We start from the raw sequence: 21,497 nt of genomic DNA, 5'->3' as shown, positions 1-21,497 counted from the left end.
GAAATCTGCTTGAAAGTGCAATGGCAAGCTATAAATGCAGCTCTCCGCCATTTGACAATTTTTGTCCCCATTGTTCATAATGGGTTAGTGCATTATTACGTAAGGAGTTTTAAATATGTCAATAATCAAGCAAGATCTTTTAACACCAATTACACCCAAGTATGATCCTTGGGAAGCATATATGGACGTTGAACAATATGGAAAACTCAGCCTTACCAATGTGGAGTTCACCACCACCACCCTTTGCAATATGCGTTGTGAGCATTGTGCCGTCGGTTACACACTCCAGCCCAAGGACCCGGATGCACTGCCTCTTGAATTACTGTTCCAGCGTCTTGATGAGATCCCTTTGCTTCGCTCGCTCAGCATTACTGGCGGGGAACCGATGCTTTCAAGAAAACAAGTGAAGAATTATGTTTTGCCTCTATTGAAATATGCCCGTAGTCGCGGGGTCCGGACACAAATCAATTCCAATTTGACCCTTGACTTGGAACGGTATGAGGAAATCATTCCTTATTTGGATGTTCTCCACATTTCCCATAATTGGGGAACGATCGATGAATTCATTGATATCGGCTTTGCCATGATGGACCGAAAACCATCCCGGGAACAGCGAAAGAAATTATTTGATAAAATGATCGAAAATTCCCGTGCCCTGACAAAGGCTGGTGTACTGGTATCTGCGGAAACGATGCTTAATAAACGTACATTGCCTCATCTTGAGCATATACACAGGCAGATCGTCGATGAAATGGGATGTCAAAGGCATGAAATTCATCCGATGTATCCAAGCGATTTCGCTTCGGCACTTGAAACTTTATCACTGGACAAAATGCGTGAAGCGATTCATCATTTGCTTGATATCCGAGATGAAAATGTTTGGATGCTTTTCGGTACCCTGCCATTTTATCCTTGCAATAATAGTATAGAGGATATTAAGCTGCTTCAACGCCTTTATGGTTCACATAAAGTGACCGTAAGAAATGATCCTGATGGACGATCACGGTTGAACATCAATATTTTCACCGGGGAAGTGATCGTGACCGATTTTGGGGACGCGCCTACATTAGGGAATATCAAAGATCAGCCCTTGACCGAATCCTATGAAACATGGATGAATTCGAAACTGGCCAATGAATTGAATTGCCACTGCCCGGCAGTCAAATGTCTAGGCCCGAATGTACTCGTCAAAAATGCATACTACCCGAAAGAGGACTTCAGGATCAGAAAGTCAACCATATGAAGAAAAACTCGCCAATCCGGCGAGTTTTTCAATTTACCTGGGTTGCTGTGAGACTGTAAAACTGAAGGAAACATGGTCCTGAACCGGTATCCATGCACCGATGCCTTGGGAAGTGATGTTCTTTATCGTAATGGTTCTTTTATTTCCTTTTAGGTTCAAATACACTTCCCCATATGTGACCTTGCCTTTTTCATTTACGGCGGAAGCAAAACTGGATAAGTAACCAATCCTATTTGACGCAACATTGTATACTTGATCTTTTTTCGTACCAGCTCCAATGATCGTTTCAAAAGCCAAAGGCAAATTCGTTTTCTCGGTGGCTTTTAACAGCATCATCTTTTGAACATCCTCAGCCTTTGGAATTTTCGCCGTAAGACCGCCACTCACTGCCTTCTGACTTTCCTGGACATAACGGATCTTATATGGAACTTCACCGCCGCGATTATCATAGTAATTCGTATTGATTTTTTGGTATTCCCAGTTTGGTGCCGTTTCCGAAGACTCATAATTCAAGGCCCAATGACCAAGGTAAATGGTCGCCCTGTATCCAAAAGCAAGCGGGGCCTTTGCAATTGCGGATTCATTCAACATTTGGATGAGTTCTGGATTTTCAATCTTGATATCCGACGATTCGATCAATTGTTCGGCAAGATTACTTGGCTGCAGCATCGGAAGATCCTGGGTCGGGTTCGGATACGTATTCTCCTTTGCAATATTCAATACGGAAGGAGGGATATTCACCTTATTCGGATTTGCTTTGACTTCTGGTATATCTGCTGCAAAACTTACATTCGCCTGTATGAAGGCAATTAGGGCAATCATCGTAATAAGAATAGTTCTTCTCATGCTGTCGCACTCCTTTTGAGGGGTTCAATCATTTGTTTATAGATTTTGTTTTTAGCCAACATTCTATACATTTCATTCAGATTTCAACTTTGTAATGAATTTGTAAAGTTCAGAATATTTACTTTTCTTTTCAAATCGGTTATACTTAATTTACATTATAAAAAGGAGGCGAAATCGTTCATACCTATTAAAACTTCAGGAGGTATGCTTATCGAACAATCCATGACACCCTTTTAAAGGATGACAGAAAACGAATTCGCCAATACTTAAATCTGATGTAAAAGGATGGTGTGACACTCTAGAATATTTTCTCAACTTTTACAAAAGCATGATGAAAAATTTTGGAATGACTTATGAATGGTAATTTACTAATATAGAAATGACTCTGCTAAATCTAACCTGAGCAGAGTCATTTTTATTTTATTAAAAGAAAGACCTTCCACATCGGAAGGCCTGCATTCTTATAATAAATAAAATCCAATTCCCATAATGAAGTAAGCGGCCAATAAGGTAAGGCCTTCAAACCAGTTCGTTTCCCCGTCATTGGAAATCATGATCATCAAGAAGACTGCTGTAACCATGGAAATCAGTTCCGGCAGTGTGAAGACGAGCGGCATATGCGTTGGGTACATTAACGAAATAAGTACGAGTACAGGAGCTACGAACATCGCTACTTGAAGCGTGGAACCGACGGCTATCTCCACTGCGACATCCATTTTGTTTTTATAGGCCATCATGACGGCGGACGCATGTTCTGCCGCGTTACCTACGATTGCAACGATAATGACACCGATGAATAACTCCGACCATCCGAAGGTTTCCCCCACTTCGCTGAACGTATGGACGAGTTTTTCCGATACGTACGCAACGGCCAATGTAGCGGCAGCAAGTATTATAATTGCCTTTTTCCTGCTCCACTCCGGTACCTCCTTTTCATGTTCCTCGGGTTTCTCCGTATGCTGATATACCCCGCGGTGAGTAACCAACTTAAAGAATAATGCAGCAAGGTATAATAAGATCAATATAATGGAAATTCCTACACTTAACGACATCGTGCTTGATTCACTCATGTCTTGTGTGAATACTTCCGGTATGACAAAGGCTACAATAACCGCAAAAATCAATAGACCGGCATTATGCCTCGCATCGAATACATTAAACTTCTGCCGTTTGTATTTAGTCCCTCCGACAAAGAATGAAAGACCTGCCACCAACAATAAGTTCCCTAATACCGAACCAGTCAAAGAAGCCAACACGACCCCAACAAGCCCCGCCTTTAATGAAAAGATGGATATGATCAATTCCACCGCATTCCCAAAGGTTGCATTCAAAAGACCGCCAATCCTTGGTCCCATGACGATCGCTAAGCTTTCAGTCGCCCGGCCCATGAAGCCTGCAAGCGCGACGATTGTTAAGCAATATACGATGAACATGATCACACTCGGCCAATGCAATAATGACCCGATGACTGATATAGGGACGCCCAGCAGGACAAGGCCCAAAAATATTTTATTCACGATACTTCTCCTCACAATCTATAGTTCTTTTTATGTAACAAAAACTATCATACAAAATCTTCGGGCGATGACAAAGGAAAAATTTATCATCTTCTCTCTTCTTGTCAATATTTACCCAAATTTCTATTGCTTAATCCTCTTCCTAAGATGTAACATCAAGAAGGTATACATTTCTTAGGAGACATGATTTTATGAATAACAAATTGCTTTTTAGCGTTTTAATCTTAATTGTCGGCATTTCGGGGTTTTCTCAAGGGATGCTTCTGCCGATCATTGCCATCATTTTTGAAAATGACGGAATTAGCTCATCACTGAACGGGTTTCATGCAGCCTCGCTTTATATTGGAATTCTGTTGATTTCCCCTTTTATGGAAGCACCGCTCCGCAAATACGGCTATAAGCCATTGATCATATTTGGCGGGATAACGGTCATTCTATCGCTTGCCTTATTTCCTGTTTGGAAATCATTCTGGTTTTGGTTTGTCCTTCGTTTCTTCATTGGTATCGGGGATCATACACTTCACTTTGCTACCCAGACATGGATCACTGCCATTTCACCAATAAAGAAGCGCGGAAGGAATCTTGCCATTTATGGACTTTTCTTCAGTCTTGGCTTCATGGTAGGCCCGCTGATGACGAAGCTTCTCGAGATTAATCAGTCTTTGCCTTTCATCATCACATCCATACTTAGCCTTCTCGCCTGGTCTGCTGTTTTCCTTATTAGAAATGAACTTCCTGAACAGGATGATTCTGAAAGCACATCATTCCTGGGCACACTCCAAAGGTTTACGAAAGTAAGCCGCATAGCTTGGGTCGCATTTTTACTTCCGTTCACATTTGGCGTGCTTGAGGCATCATTGAATAGCAATTTCCCTGTATTCGCCCTGCGCTCCGGAATCGATTTAACGGCAGTTTCCATCATCATTCCGGCATTTTCCGCAGGGACCCTGCTTACCCAGATTCCCTTAGGGATGATCAGTGATCGTTTTGGCCGGCGAAAGACCTTGCTGACGATCCTTTTTTCAGGGTTTGCGATATTCACGCTTGCAGGGATTTATTCCGATTCAGTGCTTGGTCTATTCATCTGCTTTATGTTTGGCGGAATGATGGTTGGTTCGACTTTCTCGCTGGGAATCAGTTATATGGCAGATCTTTTGCCTCGAAACCTATTACCTGCAGGAAATTTATTATGCAGTATTTTCTTTAGTCTCGGCAGCATCGGCGGTCCATTTTTTGGCGGCCTGGTCATTGAACATATCAAAGGCGGGAATTTTTTCTACATGATCAGCATCATGCTTATCCTTGTCTTCATTTCATTGGCCATGTTTAAGGAGAAAATGCCTGCTTCAGTTATGTAATATAGTTTATTATCTGGACTACTTCTTTTATTATTCAATTTGAACGGATTTATCAAAAGTGCCTGTATAATGGAGATTCGATACTTTATATTTTTTACTAGATTAGAATCATTCTTCTTTATTTCTGAATAGGATATGTGGTAATATAATATTAACAAAAGGGAAATCACCTTAATAAACCTTTGAAAACATTGCTGTCATCGCAATTACGGTGGCAGCTTTCATATTTTATCCAGAGAAATGACGTTGATTATCTTTCTCAATTAGATATAAAGTAAATGATAATCTATATCATTTACACAAATAGAGAAGAATTTGGGAGGGAATCTTATGACTACAGATACTAAACATTTAACCCAATTGGCTACATGCAAAACCACTTGGTTGGAAAAAGCAAAACCTCATTTAGAACTTATTGCTGCATTATTCAGCGGTTTATTAATAGTTTTGGGCTGGGCCCTTTCAAAGAACGGAATGGAGTCCGCTTCCATCGTCATTTACTTAGCCTCTTTCTTGATTGGCGGATATGCCAAGGCAAAAGAAGGCATAGAAGATACGATTGCCGACCGGGAGTTGAATGTTGAGATGCTGATGATTTTTGCGGCCATCGGTTCTGCGGTCATCGGATATTGGACGGAAGGTGCCATATTGATTTTCATCTTCGCTTTAAGCGGCGCCCTTGAGACATACACGATGAATAAGAGCCATAAAGAAATTTCGGCACTTATGGACTTACAGCCTGAAGAAGCACTGCGCGTAACTAACGGATATGAAGAAACCGTGTCCGTTTCCCAACTGCATGTCGGGGATCTGATTTTAGTGAAACCAGGAGAAAGAGTTCCTTCAGATGGAAAAATCACGGACGGACGTACCAATATCGATGAAGCCGCCATTACAGGCGAATCCATACCAGTCAGTAAATCATTGGATGATGAAGTTTTCGCTGGAACGGTTAATCTCCGTGGTACGATTACCGTGGAAATCACCAAACCGGCAAGTGAAACTTTATTTCAAAAAATAATCACTCTCGTTCAATCCGCACAAAGTGAAAAGTCGCCTTCCCAGCTGTTCATTGAACGGTTTGAAGGAACTTATGTAAAAGTGGTATTGACGGTCGTCGGTTTGATGATGTTCGTACCCCATTTCCTATTGGAGTGGAGCTGGACCGAAACATTCTACAGAGCGATGATCCTGCTCGTTGTCGCTTCTCCTTGCGCCCTTGTGGCCTCTATTATGCCTGCTACACTTTCAGCCATTTCAAATGGTGCTCGTCATGGCATTTTGTTTAAAGGCGGCATCCATCTTGAGAATCTAGGTAACCTGCAGGCAATTGCTTTGGATAAAACCGGTACATTGACAAAAGGAAAACCAGAGGTAACGGATGTCATTATCCGCGAAGGTTTAAACGAAGAAGATTTCTTATTTCACATTGCATCTGTTGAAAATTATTCGAACCACCCTTTGGCAACTTCGATCGTTCGTTATGCCAAAACGAAAATGCAAAGAGATATCATTAAACCGGTTAACATGGAAGATATCTCCGGTAATGGGGTTCAAGCATACATCAATGGCGTGCTTTGGCAAGTCGGAAAAGCTGATTTTGTCGGTCGCAGTGAAGCAGAACGATTCCAAAATGGCATTTCGCAGACATTGGCTGAACAAGGTAAGACAATTGTGTATGCTAAAGATGATCACGGAATTGCCGGTATAATCACTTTGAAAGATGTCGTGCGTGATGAAACCGTGACAGCCATCGAAGCTTTGAGGAATGAGGGCATCCATACCGTCATGCTGACAGGCGATGGTGAAAAAACGGCTAAAGCGATTGCCTCGGAGAGCCATATTGATGCATATATTGCCGAATGCCTGCCAGAAACGAAAGTGACTGAAGTGAAAAAGCTTAAAGAACATTTTGGCACTGTAGCGATGGTTGGGGATGGCATCAATGACGCACCTGCTCTGGCAACAGCATCTGTTGGAATTGCAATGGGTGAAGGAACGGATGTTGCCTTGGAAACAGCGGATGTCGTTCTGATGAAGAATGACCTGCCGCGCATCGCGGAAGCAGTCAAATTATCCAAGAAGATGAATCGGATCATCAAACAAAACGTCATCTTTTCCATTTCGGTCATCATGATCCTGATAGCATCCAATTTCCTTCAATTCCTGGACCTCCCATATGGCGTCATTGGCCATGAAGGAAGCACAATCCTCGTTATACTGAACAGCTTAAGACTTTTGAGAAACTAAACCATGAAAAAGGAGCCATCCAAGGCTCCCTTTTTTTATGTTCATTTAATGATATCCGTTCTTACCGTTTGCAGAACCTGATGTTTTATGGTTCGAACCTTTATTTTTTCCTTTTTGTTTTGTGCCGCCATCCTTTTTACTCATGAAAGAACTCCTCCTCTTTAAAAGTTGTCATTTCTTGAATAGTATCCGCAGGATGATAATCCGCTATTACGGAAACTCCAGGAAGCTCATGCACATTCTGGCTTTTTCCTTTCACTAATGAGCGCATTTATTTCCCCGCCCAGTATGATGATAAGGCCCGATAAATAAAACCAGACCATTAATACGATTATCCCTCCAAGACTTCCATATGTTGCGGAATAATTAGCGAAGTTCTCCACATAAAATGAAAACAAAAAAGAAGCCAGGCTCCATCCTGCCGTTGCAAAGATTGCACCAGGCAGTACGGTTATGCACTTTAGCTTAATGTTGGGCGCAATCCAATAAAGGATGGTGAACACAATTAAAAATACAAGCGTACTGACCACCCAGCGAAGTTGGTTCCAAATCGTAAGAAACTCATCGGATTGTCCAATTTCGGCAAATAGGAACACTCCAATCTGTTTTCCGAATACCGGCAGCAATAAAACGACAATAAAAACAAAAATCATCGCTAAAGTGAGAAGAATCGACATTCCCCGGGAAATAAAGAAAGTTCGACTTTCTTTTACACCATATGCATGGTTAAATGCTTTGATGATTGCATTCATCCCATTCGATGCCGACCATATCGTTCCTATGACACCAAACGACAATAATGTCCCATTCGCTTCCAACACTTCCGATAGGTTAGCTTCAATAATTTTCATCGAATCGTCAGGTGCATATGTACGGACGGTATTTAATATATCTTCTTGTGAAAATGGCAGATAGGCCAATAAAGTGAATAAAAAAATAAGCAACGGAAACAGGGAAAGTAAGAAGAAATAAGACAGCTGTGCGGCAAGCCCCGACACATCATCGACCTGTAACCGTTTTACCAAAGTCTTGAAGAATGAGCCTTTCAGCCATTCTTTTTTATTGGCCATACCCCCACCCCATTTTCTAATTTAAGGAAATTCGTTCGTGGTTTCTAGAAGACGGCTCTTCTTCCTCTGCAGTAAAAACTTCCTTCGTCTCCATCACCACTTGGGCAACTTGTGATGGAATATCTTTCATTTCCTCAACCTTTTGGGAAATGAAGGATACATCTTCGGAAATTTTTTCAACAGTGGAACGGACCTTGGATGATGTTTCACGTACTTGTGTAAGCACCCCATTGGGATTCTTCACGAATTCCTTCATATTACTCATGCAGCTTTTGCTGTTTTCCAATACAGAATAACGCGTTTGCTTGTCAAAAAGGCTTATTGCCGCCCCAGCTAACGCCCCAATAAAGACCGCTTGCATAAACTTACTTTTCTTGGCACACTTATATTCTTCTCGAATGTTGCTCATATATTCTCCTCCTCGTCATATATTAGTTGATGGATAATGGTAGCTCTCTCCATTATACAATGTTTAAAAAAGTTTTTTCCTATCTTTTCCCAAACTCTCTCACTTTAAAACGCAAAGATCACCAAGATTATCGGGGGTCAATCTTCATATCCCACCCGAATACTCATTGACTTCCAGCGGTAATCATGCAAAGATGAAAATAATTTAGGAACGTATGAAAGGATGAAGGAAATGGATTTAACACAAAACACAGCCGAAAGTGTCGAATTTATGATCGAGGCAATCAAGGATAAATTAAAAGTAATGAACTTCGGTGCAATCAAATCAACTCATTTTGATATTGAAATGTACGAAGAACTGCACGATATTTATACAATGGTGATGAAAAAAACGAATTTCAGTGTCCGTGAAATGGAAGCGATCGCTGAAGAACTTGGAAGACTGCGTAATAAGTAACATTCAAATCCTCCCATACCGGTGAGGATTTTTTTCATTTTCAAAAAAATTCTGCTACATTTGATATAGAAATTGAAAACGGACAGGAGTTGTAGGCATGGTAGAAAGAAGAACGCCCATCAGCATCGCAGAAGCAGTGGAAAAAGTGATGAAGCATAAATTAACAGGACATGTGGAACTGATTCCCCTCGAGGACAGCCAAGACCGCTTTTTAGCTCAGGATATTGTAGCTACAAATGATGTTCCGCATTTTAACCGCTCCCCATATGATGGATTCGCCCTCAGGTCCAAGGATACTTCTGAAGGTTCCATAAATAACCCCCTCGAGTTCGAAGTGGTGGAAGAGTTGGCTGCGGGTATGGTATCGACTATTCCCGTTCAAAAAAATCAAGTGGCAAGAATCATGACTGGAGCCCAAATGCCAGCTGAGTGTGATGCCGTAATCATGCTTGAACTTACGAAGGAATTCGAAAAGGACGGAAAGAAGTACATATCATTTAAACGCTCACTTAAGGAAGGCGAAAACGTTTCTTTTCAGGGCGAGGATGCAAAGAAAGGCGATGTTCTTGTAAAAAAAGGAACAGCGATCAATCCAGGGATCATCGGCTTGCTGGCAACATTCGGTTATGACGAAGTGCCAGTTGCCAGGAAGCCTGTCGTCGGATTATTCGCTACGGGATCGGAACTGCTTGATGTTCATGAACCGTTGCAGCCTGGGAAAATCCGCAACAGCAACTCACATGCCATCTCCGCCCAAATTCGGAGGGCCGGGGGGGAAGTCCGTTTTTATGGAAAGCTTAAGGACGAATTCGAATTAAGCTACGAGGCCATTTCAACTGCGTTGGAGGAAGTGGATTTGCTCATTACAACAGGAGGAGTTTCTGTCGGTGATTTTGACCTTCTCCCGGATATTTATCAAAAGATTGGCGCCGATGTATTATTCAACAAAGTGGCCATGCGTCCCGGCAGCGTGACGACCGTAGCGGTATATAATGACAAATTTTTATTCGGTTTATCCGGCAATCCATCCGCCAGTTATGTCGGCTTTGAACTATTTGCAAGACCGATCATCCGCACCATGCTGTTCTCGGAATATCCGCATTTAAGAAAAGAGACGGCCCAATTGGCAGAGGACTTCTTAAAACCCAATCCATTCTCACGTCTGCTTCGCACCCGATTATTTTACGAATCCGGCCAGTTGAAGGTAATTCCAAGCGGTGTGGATAAATCGAATATTACAACAAGCTTGGCAGGTGCCAATTCACTGACCGTCTTACCTGGGGGGACACGTGGTTTCCAAACGGGAGACTTCGTGGACATCCTTCTCCTCGATGATCAGGAAGGTTCCAAATGGCCTTGGTGAAGCCCTTTATTTTTCAGGTGGTTGGCTACCAAAATAGAGGAAAAACGACCTTCATAACGAATTTAATCAAAAAGCTGCGCGAAGCAAAATTAGAGACAGCCGTTTTAAAACATCATGGACATGGCGGAAAACCAGATGTTACAGGCACGAAGGATTCCAATAAACACTTTCTTGCCGGGGCGGCCGCTTCACTTGTTGAAGGAGATGGAACAATCGAGCTGCTCGGCAAATTCAGGGGGAGCGCCCCTATCACTGAGCTGATTCAATTACTTTGTCTATTTCTCCCTGATGTGATTTTAATTGAAGGGTATAAGCAAGAGGATTTTCCCAAGGTCATTTTAATCAAGGAAGAAAGTGACCTCCCGTTATTGGAACGGCTTACCAATGTCAAGGCAGCGGTGGCTTGGCCCGAATGTCTTGAGCGAACCAGGAATCATGCTTCAGTACCTGTCTTCCCTTTGGATTCGGATCAATTCATTACATGGTTTTTAGAACAAATATGAAGGAGTGGGACAATGTTCATTCAATTCCCCATAGAAAAACGCCGTAAAATGATCGAAAGTATCCAAGAATATGTTTATCAGGAACATGGGAAGGAAATCGGTGAAATTGCTGCTGAAAATCACTTGCAGTTCATTTTCGAAAATATCGCTCCCTTTATTTACAATGAAGGGATCAAAGATGCTAAAAAAGTCATGGAGGACAGATTAGGAAATATCGAAGAGGATTTGTACTCATTGGAACGCCCCATTGATTAAAATGAAAAACAGCATCATAAACGATGCTGTTTTTTAATGTTCATTGTTCGGTTAGAATCAACGGACCGTTTTTCGTTATGGCAATCGTATGCTCATATTGAGCCGAGTATTTCCCATCTGCTGTGGATGCCGTCCATCCATTCGGATTCCGGCTTGCTTTATATGTACCTACGTTTACCATTGGCTCGATGGTGAATACCATTCCTTCCTTAAGACGCGGACCTTTATTCGGCAGTCCATAATGCGGAACCTGAGGCTCTTCATGAATGACATTCCCTATCCCGTGTCCGATGAAATCACGAACGACAGAGAAGCCTTCCGCTTCGACATATGTTTGTATGGCATGACCTATATCTCCAATCCGATTGCCTTCCACACATACTTCAATTGCCTTATATAAAGATTCCTTCGTCACATTCACTAAATGTTCGGTTTCCTTTGAAACCTTACCGACCGTATACGTCCAAGCAGAGTCAGCAAGGGCCCCATTATAATTGACGACCATATCAATCGTTACGATATCTCCGTTTTTCAAAGGGGTCTTACGAGGGAAACCATGACAGATTTCTTCATTTATGCTGGCACATGTCGCATACTCATACCCTTTGTAACCCTTTTGTTCCGGCTTCGCACCATGTTTTTTTAAGAATCCTTCAACAAATTCTTCTATTTCCCATGTTGTCACACCAGGAACAATCAACTTTGCAATCTCCCTATGACAAGCTGCCAAAATTTTACCCGATTCATGCATCGCTTGAATTTCACGTGCAGATTTTAATACGATCAATCGTGACACTTCCTTTTTTATTCGTCTCTCCTTTTATTTTACTGCAAAGATTGAAGTATATGAATCCTTTAAAATGAAAAATCCCGGCAGCCGCCGGGATTTTTCATTATTTCAATAGATTGAGCGATTCCCGGTTAAATGCCGGTAGATCTTCAGGAGTCCTGCTGGTTACAAGCTGGTTGCCGCAAACCACAACCTCTTTGTCCAAATATGTGGCACCTGCATACTCCATATCGACTTTAATGGATGTATACCCTGTTGCGTGGCGTCCTTCAAGTGTTTTGGCCGTAATCAGCAACTGCGGTCCATGACAGATCGCAAATACAGGCTTTTTATCATCCATGAACGATTTTGCGAAAGATACGAAGCGTTCGTCAGCACGCAGTTGATCAGGCGAGAACCCACCGGGGATGAATAACGCATCGAAACTTTCCGGTTTCACCGAGTCGATGCTTTCATCAATCTCGACTTCCACCTCCCCTTGTTTCCCTTTAACCGTTTTCCCTTTCACCATTTCAATCGTCGTTACCTTATGGCCAGCTTCTTCAAATGCTTTTGCCGGTTCACTATACTCCGAGTCCTCAAACATATTCGTTACTACACATGCGATTTTTTTACCCATAATCATTCATCTCCTCAATTTTTGGTCGAATGAACCTACTCTGCACTTTATTTATGTTCCCTCTGACACGATAAATAAAACACATAATTAATAGTTGACCCTCTGTCCATGAGTAAAATACCGCGAATCAATGTTTAGGATACTGGCCAACAACGTGTATCGCATTGATGATTCTTTTATTGATCCATTTCCTGTTTTCTTCTGTATTCAAATTCCCAAATATCCTAATCCGACCTACTTCCGTGGTTACATAGTAATTAGGCAGGTTATTCAATGATAATGTGATGATGTCATTTTTACATTTCCTGCACGAACAAAATGTTTGGTATTCTATACCTGACATTAAAACCTGCACCCATGTCACAACGATTTCTTCCATCACATTTGTGTATTCTCTTTCCATATATTCTCCTTCAAAAAGAAAAACCCATCCATTCCTGACAGGTTTTCACTCATTTATCGCTGTCCGTGGAACAATTAGGATTTCAACTCTCCGGTTTTTCGCCCTTCCTTTTTTCGTTTCATTGGAAGCAACCGGCTTGAATTCCCCATGTCCTTTAGCACTGAACATTTCGGGATCCAAATCCTTATTTTCGAGGAGAAGTTTCATAAAATTCACGGATCGCATCACACTCAGGTCCCAGTTGGATTCATACTTGGAATTTTTAATAGGAATATTATCGGTATGTCCGCTTACGATGATGTTTCTGGGTAAGTCCATGACCAGTAACCCCGAGATTTCTTTAGCCATTTTACGGTTTTCACTCCTCACCTCGGCCACACCCGATTCGAACAGCACGTTTTCCCTAATTGAAATCAACATACCTTCATCCGTAAGGTTCGTTCCCAATTTATCCGTTAAATCATTTTTTTCGATATAGGCATTTACGCGCTCCTGAACTTCCGTAAGTTCTTCCTGCTCGTTTTTCCCTAGCTTCTCAAGATCTTCTGCACCTGTTCTTTGTTCGGGCGACGTCGGCTCATTGCTGGGGGAATCACTAGGAAAATCCATAAAACCCGTTCCGCTTGTAAAAACCTGGTTAAATACATTGGACAACTGCTGGAACCTTACTGCATCAACCGAACTTGAAGCGAACAAGACGATAAAAAGCGCAAGAAGCAATGTTAAGATATCGGCATAGGGAACCAGCCATGATTCATCGATATGCTCTTCATGCCTTTGTTTCTTTTTGCGCCTAGCCATTATCTCTCACATCGCCTTCCAACCACTTTTTACGATCTCCAGCAGGCAAATATGATGTTAATTTCTGTTCGATCGTTCTCGGCGCTTCCCCTTCGATGATCGATAAAATCCCTTCAATCATCATTTCTTTGATCCTGACTTCCTGCTGCGATTTCCGTTTGAGCTTATTGGCAAATGGATGCCATAACACATACCCCGTGTAAATCCCCATCAAGGTCGCGACGAACGCTGCAGATATGGCATGTCCCAATGCCTCTGTGTCAGCCATATTCCCCAATGCAGCAATCAGCCCGATTACGGCACCCAATACGCCAAGCGTCGGTGCGTATGTACCGGCTTGACTGAAAATCGCCGCCGCACTTAAATGACGTTCTTCCATCGCGTCTATTTCCTCTGCTAAAATATCACGAATATAATCGGCACTCTGACCTTCGACTGCAAGGTTCAAGCCATTTTTCAAAAAGGCATTATCCACCTGATCCGAAATGCTTTCCAAGGCCAATAAGCCTTGCTTCCTGGCAATGACCGCCCATTCCGAAAAGTTCTTTATTAAATCTTCCGGCTTTGTCAATTTTTGTTCAAAGAATAAAATCTTGAATATTTTTGGCAGTCTTTTTAATTCCGACAAAGGGAAAGCCGTTACGACAGCAGCTATCGTCCCTACAATGATGATCAAAATAGCCGCCGGATTAATCAGCGCCGTTACACTAACACCTTTCAACACCATTCCGACTAAGATGGCCACAATACCAAGAACTACGCCCAAAACTGATGTTATATCCATAATACTCACCCATTCATTTAAAGTCTCGTCTCCTCCTTATATCGGATGAAGTTCAAAAAAAGTGAGGATTATTTTACTATTCAGTTTCAATTTTCATTAAATCATCACAAAATCTTCCCACCTTATTGCCTGCATGAGCTTATCAACAGCACAAATATTCCTTCAAGAATGGAACCTCAAGCATGTTCCGTACATGATTTTCTCATAACATCTGGAATATACTCATTTACTCGTTGTTTTCACGCATTTATTCGTGAGTTTCACACTTTTACTCGTGGGTTTCATGCTTTTACTCGTGAGTTTCGTGCTTTTACTCGTGAATTCCGTATATCGCCTGACATTTTTTCTCACTCTTCAGTTTTTCCGAAAGAAAAGGACAAAGCCTGTCAGCTTTGTCCCTGTTCTTGTTTTCCATGATTTCTTCCGGCCAGCCATTTTATGATGGGGGACAGAAAAAATAAAATGAATAAGATCCTGAATAAATGAAAGCTTGTGACAACGGATAAATCCACATGCACAGACATGGCTGTGACTGCCATTTCGGCGACGCCGCCTGGGGCCATGCTCAAAAAAAGTTCATTTGCCTGTAAAGATAGGGTCGGGGCAAACTGAATGGAAAGATAATAGCAAAATCCAATCAATAGGACATTACTGACGAATACGGCTCCGAACATCTTTCTGAAAAGTCGGGGATTATCTACCTTCAGTGTGTAGCCTAAATGTGCGCCGATCAACAATTGCGACAGATTCAACCAAAAGTCAGGAATCTGCGGGGCACCTGGGCCTGCTAAATTGAATAGTGCTGCGGCCATGAGAGGTCCTAGCAAAAAAGGCAGCGGAAAATTGGCTTTCTTTGTGATGAAAATGAACACTATCAAGGTTAACAACATCATGATTGCTAATTTCCCATCATATTCAAAAAAGAAAAACGGCCGCTCCGTTACGGCCATTACCGCACCTGGTTCAACTGACATTACATGAGTCACAATCCAAGGGACAATGGAAATTACCAGGATGACCCGCAGTGTTTGCATGAAACCTACAACCGTTTCATCACTATCCTTCATTTCCTCACTTAAGACCACCATCTGGGAAAGACCTCCCGGGAAACTGCCAAGCATGGATGTGCCCAAGGATAAGTTCATTCGTTTTCCGATAAACCAGCCAGTCAACACTGTAAATGAAATGATTGCGATTGTCGTAAAAAGCATTACAGGCAGATATTCAATCATCTCATTTAACGATTGTTTCGTGAATGAACTGCCCAATTGTAAACCTAGAATGACCAATCCAGTACTTCTAAAGGTTTTGGACCAATATAAGTACTTCCTTAACTTCACTTTCGCAATCATCACGACGAATAATGGTCCTAGCATCCATGGCAGGTATATGCCATGGCTATTAAACGCGTAACCACCCAGGAATGCTAGAAAAGCTGTAAAAATGATTCTAAAACTCTTACTCTCGATTAAATTTACACTCACAAAATTACCTTCTTTATCTAAGCGGTTTTTTCATCTATATCTTAACATAAAATAAGTTGGTTCAAAGCTGTCATCCACGCTTGTTTTCGACTGAAGCGAGGAGCGCAGCAGTGATACCTTCTCCAGTGCAATTTTTATATTTAATCATGTTTTCGCTCCATGAAAAGAAACAGCATGGCACTTCCACCATTTACTAGATTTCCCACCCCCACAAACTCGCAATAAAAGGTAGAATAATATATATAGGGGGTCAAACTCTTATGGAGGGGTGACTAGATGTTATCAAATACAGAAATAGGCATTGACTTAGGAACTGCAAATACGCTAGTTTACAGTAAAAATAAAGGAATCGTATTTAATGAGCCATCTGTGGTGGCCATTGATATAGAGACTAATAAAGTATTGGCAGTCGGTGTTGATGCAAAAAACATGATCGGGAAAACACCCGGCAATATCGTGGCAATCCGTCCGCTTAAGGATGGTGTCATTGCGGATTTTAATGTGACCGCGCAAATGCTTAAGGAAATCATGAAAAAAGCAAGCAAGGCCCTAGGTTTATCGATTCGCAAACCTAGTGTAGTGGTCTGTACACCATCAGGTTCCACTTCGGTTGAGAGAAGGGCCATTCAGGATGCAGTCAAAAGCTGCGGAGCGAAACAGGTCCACCTTATCGAGGAACCGGTAGCGGCAGCAATAGGTGCGGGCCTGCCTGTCGAAGAGCCCGTTGCCAATGTCATCGTTGATATCGGCGGCGGAACGACTGAAGTCGCAATCATTTCTTATGGCGGCGTCGTTTCCTGCAATTCAATCAGAATTGGCGGAGATCAATTGGATGAAGATATCAGCCAATATGTCAGGAAAAAACATAATGTGCTGATTGGGGAAAGAACAGCCGAGGAAATAAAAAAAGAAATCGGCTACGCACTCGTTGAACATTCCGTGATCACCATGGAAGTCAGGGGCCGCGATCTTGTAACAGGGCTACCAAAACCGATTACAATATCATCCACTGACGTCCAGGAAGCCATCCAGGAATCGCTTCTTCATATACTGGAAGCAATAAGGGCCACTTTGGAAGATTGTCCTCCTGAATTGAGCGGCGATATCGTCGATCAAGGAGTCATCTTATCCGGCGGGGGTGCACTTCTCAACGGGGTACAGGAATGGCTGACGAATGAAATCGTCGTCCCTGTCAAACTTGCGGATAACCCGCTTGAATCAGTTGCCATCGGAACCGGGCTTTCACTTGAGGTCATTCACAAATTACAAAAAGCCGTGTACTAAAAAGATTAGGAAACCCCAACTTGGGGTTTCTTTTTTTATCATTCCAGACCGATTCCCCCCCCATGATGCAAACACAATCTCCACATTAAATAACTTCCCGAAAATATTTTACCTCGTTTGAGCAGAGAATAAGGAAAAGGATTTTTTACGTTCGAAAGCAAGCATTACTGATTGGGTAGGCATCACGTGCAGAACTAATTGCATGCAATGTTACATAACTTGTGTTATAATATAATTATGTTACATTGGTAAGAGGAGAAGATCTATGGAATATGTAGAAGCCTTTAAGGATATCAATCAAATCAGCAAAATAAAAACATACTTACGCGCTCACTCCAGTCGGGATTATTTATTGTTTGTACTCGGCATCAATACAGGTATGAAGATAAATGAAATGCTCGAAATCACCGTCGCCAGCGTTCTGGATGAAACGGGCAAAATCAAGGAGTTCTATGAGCAACGGACGGAAACTGACGAAGTCAACCAAATTTATTTGAACCTGAAAGTCCGTACCGCCCTACAAGAATACCTTAAAGGCTCGAAGGTTATCGAAGGTCAGTTTTTATTTCTTTCCCCTAAGACAAAAAAGCCGATTACACGTCAACAGGCGCACCGAATCATCCATGATGCTGTGGAAGGTGCAGGGCTTACAGGCAAATTCGGAGCAAGTTCGATGCGTAAGACTTTTGGCTACCATGCCTATAAACAAGGCGTGTCTCTGGCCTTGATACAGAAGCATTACCATCATTCCAGTCCATCGGAGACATTAAAATACATCGGTTTATCCAAGGAGAAGAAATTCAAGACGAATATTGACGTTAACTTATAAACATTCTGCTATCTTCTATTAACTCTAACCAACATTTTAAGGAGGAATTCCAGTGAAAATTAGAGAAAGTGAACTTCCTGGCATTGGCCAAAAATTCGAAATCATAACGAGAAATGATGAAAAGTTAGTAATCGTCATTCACGATGATGGCCGTCGGGAATTATACCATTTTGATAATGAACATGAGGACGTCATATCGAGCATCACCCTTAATGATCAGGAATCCCGGCAACTGGCTTCCATCATAGGCGGCATGGTCTATAAACCACAAGCACTTGAAACAATTGAAATGTCCTTGGGTGACTTGGTGATCGAATGGTTCAAAGTCGAACCCGGTTCAAAGGCCATCAATCAAACGATCGGTTCGATTGATATCAGGAGCAATTATAACGTGACCGTCATCGCCCATTCTAAAAAAGGCAAAAAACAACTGAATAATCCTGGTCCAGACTCCATCATCGAAACAGGCGACACCCTTGTAATATCCGGTGAAAGAAAAGATATTCGTAACCTGATAAGAGAATTATTGACCGACGAAAGGAGTGACTAAGCTCATATGGATCATTTAGTCTTTGAAGTGGGAACTGCCCTACTTCTAGTGGCATTAGCCGCTCTCGTTGCAGGTAAATTCAAAATATCAAATGTTCCGTTATTAATTATCATCGGGATGCTCGTTGGACCCCATGCCCCGCACTTCGGATTAATTGACCTGCGTTTCATTGAAAGTGATGAAATCATAGCATTCCTCGGTCGTGTCGGTATTTTATTCCTTCTGTTTTACCTTGGGCTTGAATTTTCCGTCAAAAAGCTTATGAAGTCAGGGAAAAGTATCGTGACAGGCGGAACCTATTACATTTTAATCAACGTGGGAATGGCCTTGCTGTATGGCTTCCTGCTAGGTCTTCCATTAAAAGAGGTCCTGATATTAACCGGGATCATCAGTTTTTCTTCAAGCGCCATCGTGGCAAAGGTACTTGTGGACCTTAAAAGGACCGGTAACAATGAAACGGAGTTAATCCTTGGCATCATCATGTTTGAAGATATCTTCCTCGCTGTTTATTTATCAGTCGTATCTGGATTGGTATTAAGCTCTTCTGGTTCCGTTTGGGGAACATTACTTTCTACATTTATCGCGATTGGGTATATGCTGATATTTTTCGTTATCGCCCGGAAAGCATCTGGGGTCCTTAACAAATTATTCAATATAACCTCCGATGAGATTTTTATCATCGTCGTGTTCGCATTACTATTCTTCATCGCCGGTTTCTCGGAAACGATTCATGTTGCGGAAGCCATTGGTGCATTACTTCTCGGCCTGGTCTTTTCTGAAACGGAGCATAGCGACAGGATCGAGAAACTTGTCATTCCCTTCAGAGACTTCTTCGGGGCCATATTTTTCTTCAGCTTTGGCTTGAGTATCGATCCGACGACCCTTGGCGGAGCTGTCTGGATGGTTCTTGGTGCCGTCATCATCACCATAATCGGTAACTTTGCAGCTGGTATGATTGCCGGACGCAAATCCGGTTTATCTCACAGAGCTTCCGCAAACATCGGTTTAACGATCGTTTCACGCGGCGAATTCTCCATCATTTTAGCCAACTTAGGCATTGCAGGAGGTTTAATGCCTATACTAACCCCGTTTGCAGCACTTTATGTTTTAACCTTAGCGATTCTTGGGCCCATCCTTACAAAAGAATCCAAACACATCTATAATATCCTAAATAAAGTATTCAAATGGACCCCTCCGAAGGTTCAAAAGAAACAGGAAAAAGAAGTCCAATAGAAGAAAAAGGTGAAGTGAACCCAAAAAGTTAGACACTATATTTACTTAGGCAGCCTTGAGGGCATGAACCCGGTAATCTACTGGGCTCATGCCTTTTAATTTTACCTTGATTCGTTGATGATTGTAGTAATGGATATATTCTTCCAGTTCTTGTTTGAAATGCTCCATGCTTTCAAATTCTTGAAGATAGAGTAATTCGGATTTTAATAAGCCAAAGAAGTTTTCAATAATCGCATTATCGAGACAATTTCCTTTGCGGGACATGCTTTGTATAATGTTATGTCTTTTCAAATCATGTGAGTATTGTTTCATCTGGTAATGCCAGCCCTGATCTGAATGGAGAACGGGGGAATCTTTCGATTCCAATCGCATAAAGGCTTGGTCAAGCATCTTGGAGACTAAGGGATAAACAGGACGTGATTCGATATTGTAAGCAATAATCTCTCCATTAAATAAGTCTAGAATGGGCGATAAATACAATTTCTCACCGTGTAAATGAAATTCAGTTACGTCCGTAACCCATTTTTGATTTGGCTTTGTTGCCTTAAAATTACGATTGAGGATATTAGGCGCAACCTTTCCAATCTTGCCTTTGTATGAACGGTATTTCTTCATACGGACCAGACACTTTAGTCCCAACTCCTTCATCAATCGAAGGACCGTTTTATGGTTCAATGAAATCCCTCTATTACGTAATTCCAATGTAATGCGACGATACCCATATCTCCCTTTATTCGTATGAAATATCTCCTGGATAACTGGCTTTACTTCTTCGTATTTATCCTGACGCCCGAAGGCGTTTATCCAATAGTAATAGGTACTCCTTGAGAGATTTGCGATGGACAGAAGTAGCTTTAAATTAAAATCTCCCCTTAGTTCATGTACTACTTTCGCTTTTTGCGTTCGGACGCTTTGCTTTCTTGAACTAAGGCTCTCAACTTTTTTAAATATGCATTCTCTGCACGTAATCTTTCATTTTCAGCCTGTAATGCCTCTAATGACCCTTCTACTGGTTTTTTCTTCGTTTCTTTTTTCATGGATGGACGCCCCTTTTTCTTCGTTTCAAGAGCGTCAACTCCGTACTCCTCCAATTGCTTTAGCCAATTAGTAATAGTAGAAGGAGAAGCAATGTTATACACAGCAGCTGCATGGGTACTAGACACTCCAAAATCGTTCATATAGTTTAGTACATCCATCTTAAAGCTAATATCATAATTTGTATAGGTGGACATTAGCCCTTCTAACCCATGTTCTTTATAATGCGCCACCCATTGCTTTAAAGGAGTTAAACTGATATTAAATTGATTGGCTACAGTTCTGAATGAGTCCATTCCTTCTAAATAAGCAAGGACCGCTTTTAATTTCAACTCTAATGAATATTTTGTCATAAAAAAAGCACCTCCAATTGTTAGATGTGTCTAACAATTGGGGTGCAGTTCAAAATTGCTTT

At 41.8% G+C, this 21,497-nt stretch carries 22 protein-coding genes; 11 read left to right on the top strand and 11 right to left on the bottom strand.

Features of this window, described 5'->3' with window-relative positions; genetic code table 11:
- The first annotated feature begins 115 nt into the window (after positions 1-115).
- The gene (yfkAB, locus tag AC0VX1_RS03050) at positions 116-1,243 is read left to right on the top strand and encodes a radical SAM/CxCxxxxC motif protein YfkAB (protein ID WP_475469826.1); all 1,128 of its coding nucleotides are present in this window, start codon (positions 116-118) and stop codon (positions 1,241-1,243) included.
- Positions 1,244-1,276: 33 nt separating this feature from the next.
- Here the strand turns inward: yfkAB and AC0VX1_RS03045 are convergent, their stop codons facing one another.
- Together AC0VX1_RS03045 and cax are read right to left on the bottom strand one after the other, a co-directional pair.
- Positions 1,277-2,089, bottom strand: a complete 813-nt coding sequence (locus tag AC0VX1_RS03045) for a YfkD famly protein (protein ID WP_034305665.1) — start codon at positions 2,087-2,089, stop codon at positions 1,277-1,279.
- A gap of 461 nt (positions 2,090-2,550) precedes the next feature.
- On the bottom strand, positions 2,551-3,609 hold the full coding sequence (gene cax, locus AC0VX1_RS03040; RefSeq protein WP_057278739.1) for a calcium/proton exchanger: 1,059 nt from the start codon (positions 3,607-3,609) through the stop codon (positions 2,551-2,553).
- Positions 3,610-3,797: 188 nt separating this feature from the next.
- Between cax and AC0VX1_RS03035 the strand changes: the two genes are divergently transcribed.
- Together AC0VX1_RS03035 and AC0VX1_RS03030 are read left to right on the top strand one after the other, a co-directional pair.
- Positions 3,798-4,964: an MFS transporter gene (locus AC0VX1_RS03035; protein WP_057278627.1), complete on the top strand. Its 1,167-nt coding sequence runs from the start codon at positions 3,798-3,800 to the stop codon at positions 4,962-4,964.
- A 330-nt stretch (positions 4,965-5,294) separates the two neighbouring features.
- On the top strand, positions 5,295-7,214 hold the full coding sequence (locus AC0VX1_RS03030; protein ID WP_475469823.1) for a heavy metal translocating P-type ATPase: 1,920 nt from the start codon (positions 5,295-5,297) through the stop codon (positions 7,212-7,214).
- Positions 7,215-7,444: 230 nt separating this feature from the next.
- Here the strand turns inward: AC0VX1_RS03030 and AC0VX1_RS03025 are convergent, their stop codons facing one another.
- Positions 7,445-8,284, bottom strand: a complete 840-nt coding sequence (locus AC0VX1_RS03025; RefSeq protein WP_063577426.1) for a YihY/virulence factor BrkB family protein — start codon at positions 8,282-8,284, stop codon at positions 7,445-7,447.
- A gap of 16 nt (positions 8,285-8,300) precedes the next feature.
- On the bottom strand, positions 8,301-8,693 hold the full coding sequence (locus tag AC0VX1_RS03020) for a hypothetical protein (protein ID WP_106027547.1): 393 nt from the start codon (positions 8,691-8,693) through the stop codon (positions 8,301-8,303).
- 231 nt (positions 8,694-8,924) lie between these two features.
- Here AC0VX1_RS03020 and AC0VX1_RS03015 point away from each other — a divergent pair, with 231 nt between their 5' ends.
- The 4 genes from AC0VX1_RS03015 (at position 8,925) to AC0VX1_RS03000 (ending at position 11,270) form a co-directional block, all read left to right on the top strand.
- Entirely contained in the window at positions 8,925-9,149 is a 225-nt protein-coding gene (locus AC0VX1_RS03015; RefSeq protein ID WP_034305672.1) for a DUF1128 domain-containing protein, read from the top strand.
- Positions 9,150-9,246: 97 nt separating this feature from the next.
- Positions 9,247-10,512 carry a molybdopterin molybdotransferase MoeA gene (locus tag AC0VX1_RS03010; RefSeq protein ID WP_475469820.1) on the top strand — a complete coding sequence of 422 codons (1,266 nt, stop codon included), beginning with the start codon at positions 9,247-9,249 and terminating at the stop codon, positions 10,510-10,512.
- Positions 10,500-11,015, top strand: coding sequence for a molybdopterin-guanine dinucleotide biosynthesis protein B (gene mobB, locus AC0VX1_RS03005; RefSeq protein WP_057278621.1), 516 nt, complete (start codon positions 10,500-10,502; stop codon positions 11,013-11,015). Before AC0VX1_RS03010 ends, mobB begins: the two co-directional genes overlap by 13 nt.
- 12 nt (positions 11,016-11,027) lie before the next feature.
- Positions 11,028-11,270: a DUF2164 domain-containing protein gene (locus AC0VX1_RS03000; RefSeq protein ID WP_034305676.1), complete on the top strand. Its 243-nt coding sequence runs from the start codon at positions 11,028-11,030 to the stop codon at positions 11,268-11,270.
- A gap of 40 nt (positions 11,271-11,310) precedes the next feature.
- On the opposite strand, the gene map is transcribed toward AC0VX1_RS03000, so the two are convergent.
- The 6 genes from map to AC0VX1_RS02970 all read right to left on the bottom strand — a co-directional run bounded on the left by map (position 11,311) and on the right by AC0VX1_RS02970 (position 16,151).
- Positions 11,311-12,057, bottom strand: coding sequence for a type I methionyl aminopeptidase (gene map, locus AC0VX1_RS02995; RefSeq protein WP_034305678.1), 747 nt, complete (start codon positions 12,055-12,057; stop codon positions 11,311-11,313).
- Between the two features lie 106 nt (positions 12,058-12,163).
- Positions 12,164-12,679, bottom strand: coding sequence for a type 1 glutamine amidotransferase domain-containing protein (locus AC0VX1_RS02990; protein WP_034305681.1), 516 nt, complete (start codon positions 12,677-12,679; stop codon positions 12,164-12,166).
- A 127-nt stretch (positions 12,680-12,806) separates the two neighbouring features.
- Entirely contained in the window at positions 12,807-13,082 is a 276-nt protein-coding gene (locus AC0VX1_RS02985; RefSeq protein ID WP_057278620.1) for a late competence development ComFB family protein, read from the bottom strand.
- A 45-nt stretch (positions 13,083-13,127) separates the two neighbouring features.
- On the bottom strand, positions 13,128-13,883 hold the full coding sequence (gene motB, locus AC0VX1_RS02980; protein ID WP_106027544.1) for a flagellar motor protein MotB: 756 nt from the start codon (positions 13,881-13,883) through the stop codon (positions 13,128-13,130).
- Entirely contained in the window at positions 13,876-14,667 is a 792-nt protein-coding gene (gene motA / locus AC0VX1_RS02975) for a flagellar motor stator protein MotA (protein WP_475469817.1), read from the bottom strand. Before motA ends, motB begins: the two co-directional genes overlap by 8 nt.
- Before the next feature lie 386 nt (positions 14,668-15,053).
- A complete protein-coding gene (locus tag AC0VX1_RS02970; RefSeq protein WP_475469815.1) occupies positions 15,054-16,151 on the bottom strand; it encodes an AbrB family transcriptional regulator in 1,098 nt (365 codons plus the stop codon).
- A 276-nt stretch (positions 16,152-16,427) separates the two neighbouring features.
- Here AC0VX1_RS02970 and mreBH point away from each other — a divergent pair, with 276 nt between their 5' ends.
- The 4 genes from mreBH (at position 16,428) to AC0VX1_RS02950 (ending at position 20,047) form a co-directional block, all read left to right on the top strand.
- Positions 16,428-17,435, top strand: a complete 1,008-nt coding sequence (gene mreBH, locus AC0VX1_RS02965; RefSeq protein ID WP_057278618.1) for a rod-share determining protein MreBH — start codon at positions 16,428-16,430, stop codon at positions 17,433-17,435.
- A 265-nt stretch (positions 17,436-17,700) separates the two neighbouring features.
- Positions 17,701-18,264, top strand: a complete 564-nt coding sequence (locus tag AC0VX1_RS02960) for a tyrosine-type recombinase/integrase (RefSeq protein WP_063577433.1) — start codon at positions 17,701-17,703, stop codon at positions 18,262-18,264.
- 52 nt (positions 18,265-18,316) lie between these two features.
- Positions 18,317-18,814 (top strand): cation:proton antiporter regulatory subunit, encoded by a 498-nt coding sequence (locus AC0VX1_RS02955; RefSeq protein ID WP_034305691.1) that lies wholly within the window; start codon positions 18,317-18,319, stop codon positions 18,812-18,814.
- A gap of 6 nt (positions 18,815-18,820) precedes the next feature.
- Positions 18,821-20,047 (top strand): cation:proton antiporter, encoded by a 1,227-nt coding sequence (locus AC0VX1_RS02950; RefSeq protein ID WP_475469812.1) that lies wholly within the window; start codon positions 18,821-18,823, stop codon positions 20,045-20,047.
- 45 nt (positions 20,048-20,092) lie between these two features.
- Here AC0VX1_RS02950 and AC0VX1_RS02945 read toward each other — a convergent pair.
- Positions 20,093-21,435, bottom strand: a protein-coding gene (locus AC0VX1_RS02945) for an IS3 family transposase (protein ID WP_475469810.1) whose coding sequence is annotated in 2 segments (ribosomal slippage) — positions 20,093-20,994 and positions 20,994-21,435 — 1,344 coding nt in all. Because the reading frame shifts where the segments join, the coding sequence is not laid out codon by codon here.
- Positions 21,436-21,497: the final 62 nt, after the last annotated feature.

The organism is Peribacillus sp. QJM3NY_7 (genome assembly GCF_056173225.1).
The sequence above is the reverse complement of the archived record's forward strand: the minus strand, read 5'-3'. Positions and strand labels throughout refer to the sequence as shown.

What these genes read in the sequence shown, in the direction of transcription:
- AC0VX1_RS03010 (WP_475469820.1), top strand. Translation starts at nt 9,247, where the DNA reads ATGGTAGAAAGAAGAACGCCCATCAGCATCGCAGAAGCAGTGGAAAAA.
- AC0VX1_RS03035 (WP_057278627.1), top strand. Translation starts at nt 3,798, where the DNA reads ATGAATAACAAATTGCTTTTTAGCGTTTTAATCTTAATTGTCGGCATT.
- AC0VX1_RS02985 (WP_057278620.1), bottom strand. Translation starts at nt 13,082, where the DNA reads ATGGAAAGAGAATACACAAATGTGATGGAAGAAATCGTTGTGACATGG.
- AC0VX1_RS02960 (WP_063577433.1), top strand. Translation starts at nt 17,701, where the DNA reads ATGGAATATGTAGAAGCCTTTAAGGATATCAATCAAATCAGCAAAATA.
- yfkAB (WP_475469826.1), top strand. Translation starts at nt 116, where the DNA reads ATGTCAATAATCAAGCAAGATCTTTTAACACCAATTACACCCAAGTAT.
- motA (WP_475469817.1), bottom strand. Translation starts at nt 14,667, where the DNA reads ATGGATATAACATCAGTTTTGGGCGTAGTTCTTGGTATTGTGGCCATC.
- AC0VX1_RS03020 (WP_106027547.1), bottom strand. Translation starts at nt 8,693, where the DNA reads ATGAGCAACATTCGAGAAGAATATAAGTGTGCCAAGAAAAGTAAGTTT.
- AC0VX1_RS03045 (WP_034305665.1), bottom strand. Translation starts at nt 2,089, where the DNA reads ATGAGAAGAACTATTCTTATTACGATGATTGCCCTAATTGCCTTCATA.
- AC0VX1_RS03015 (WP_034305672.1), top strand. Translation starts at nt 8,925, where the DNA reads ATGGATTTAACACAAAACACAGCCGAAAGTGTCGAATTTATGATCGAG.
- AC0VX1_RS02990 (WP_034305681.1), bottom strand. Translation starts at nt 12,679, where the DNA reads ATGGGTAAAAAAATCGCATGTGTAGTAACGAATATGTTTGAGGACTCG.
- AC0VX1_RS03000 (WP_034305676.1), top strand. Translation starts at nt 11,028, where the DNA reads ATGTTCATTCAATTCCCCATAGAAAAACGCCGTAAAATGATCGAAAGT.
- AC0VX1_RS03025 (WP_063577426.1), bottom strand. Translation starts at nt 8,284, where the DNA reads ATGGCCAATAAAAAAGAATGGCTGAAAGGCTCATTCTTCAAGACTTTG.
- AC0VX1_RS03030 (WP_475469823.1), top strand. Translation starts at nt 5,295, where the DNA reads ATGACTACAGATACTAAACATTTAACCCAATTGGCTACATGCAAAACC.
- mobB (WP_057278621.1), top strand. Translation starts at nt 10,500, where the DNA reads ATGGCCTTGGTGAAGCCCTTTATTTTTCAGGTGGTTGGCTACCAAAAT.
- motB (WP_106027544.1), bottom strand. Translation starts at nt 13,883, where the DNA reads ATGGCTAGGCGCAAAAAGAAACAAAGGCATGAAGAGCATATCGATGAA.
- mreBH (WP_057278618.1), top strand. Translation starts at nt 16,428, where the DNA reads ATGTTATCAAATACAGAAATAGGCATTGACTTAGGAACTGCAAATACG.
- AC0VX1_RS02950 (WP_475469812.1), top strand. Translation starts at nt 18,821, where the DNA reads ATGGATCATTTAGTCTTTGAAGTGGGAACTGCCCTACTTCTAGTGGCA.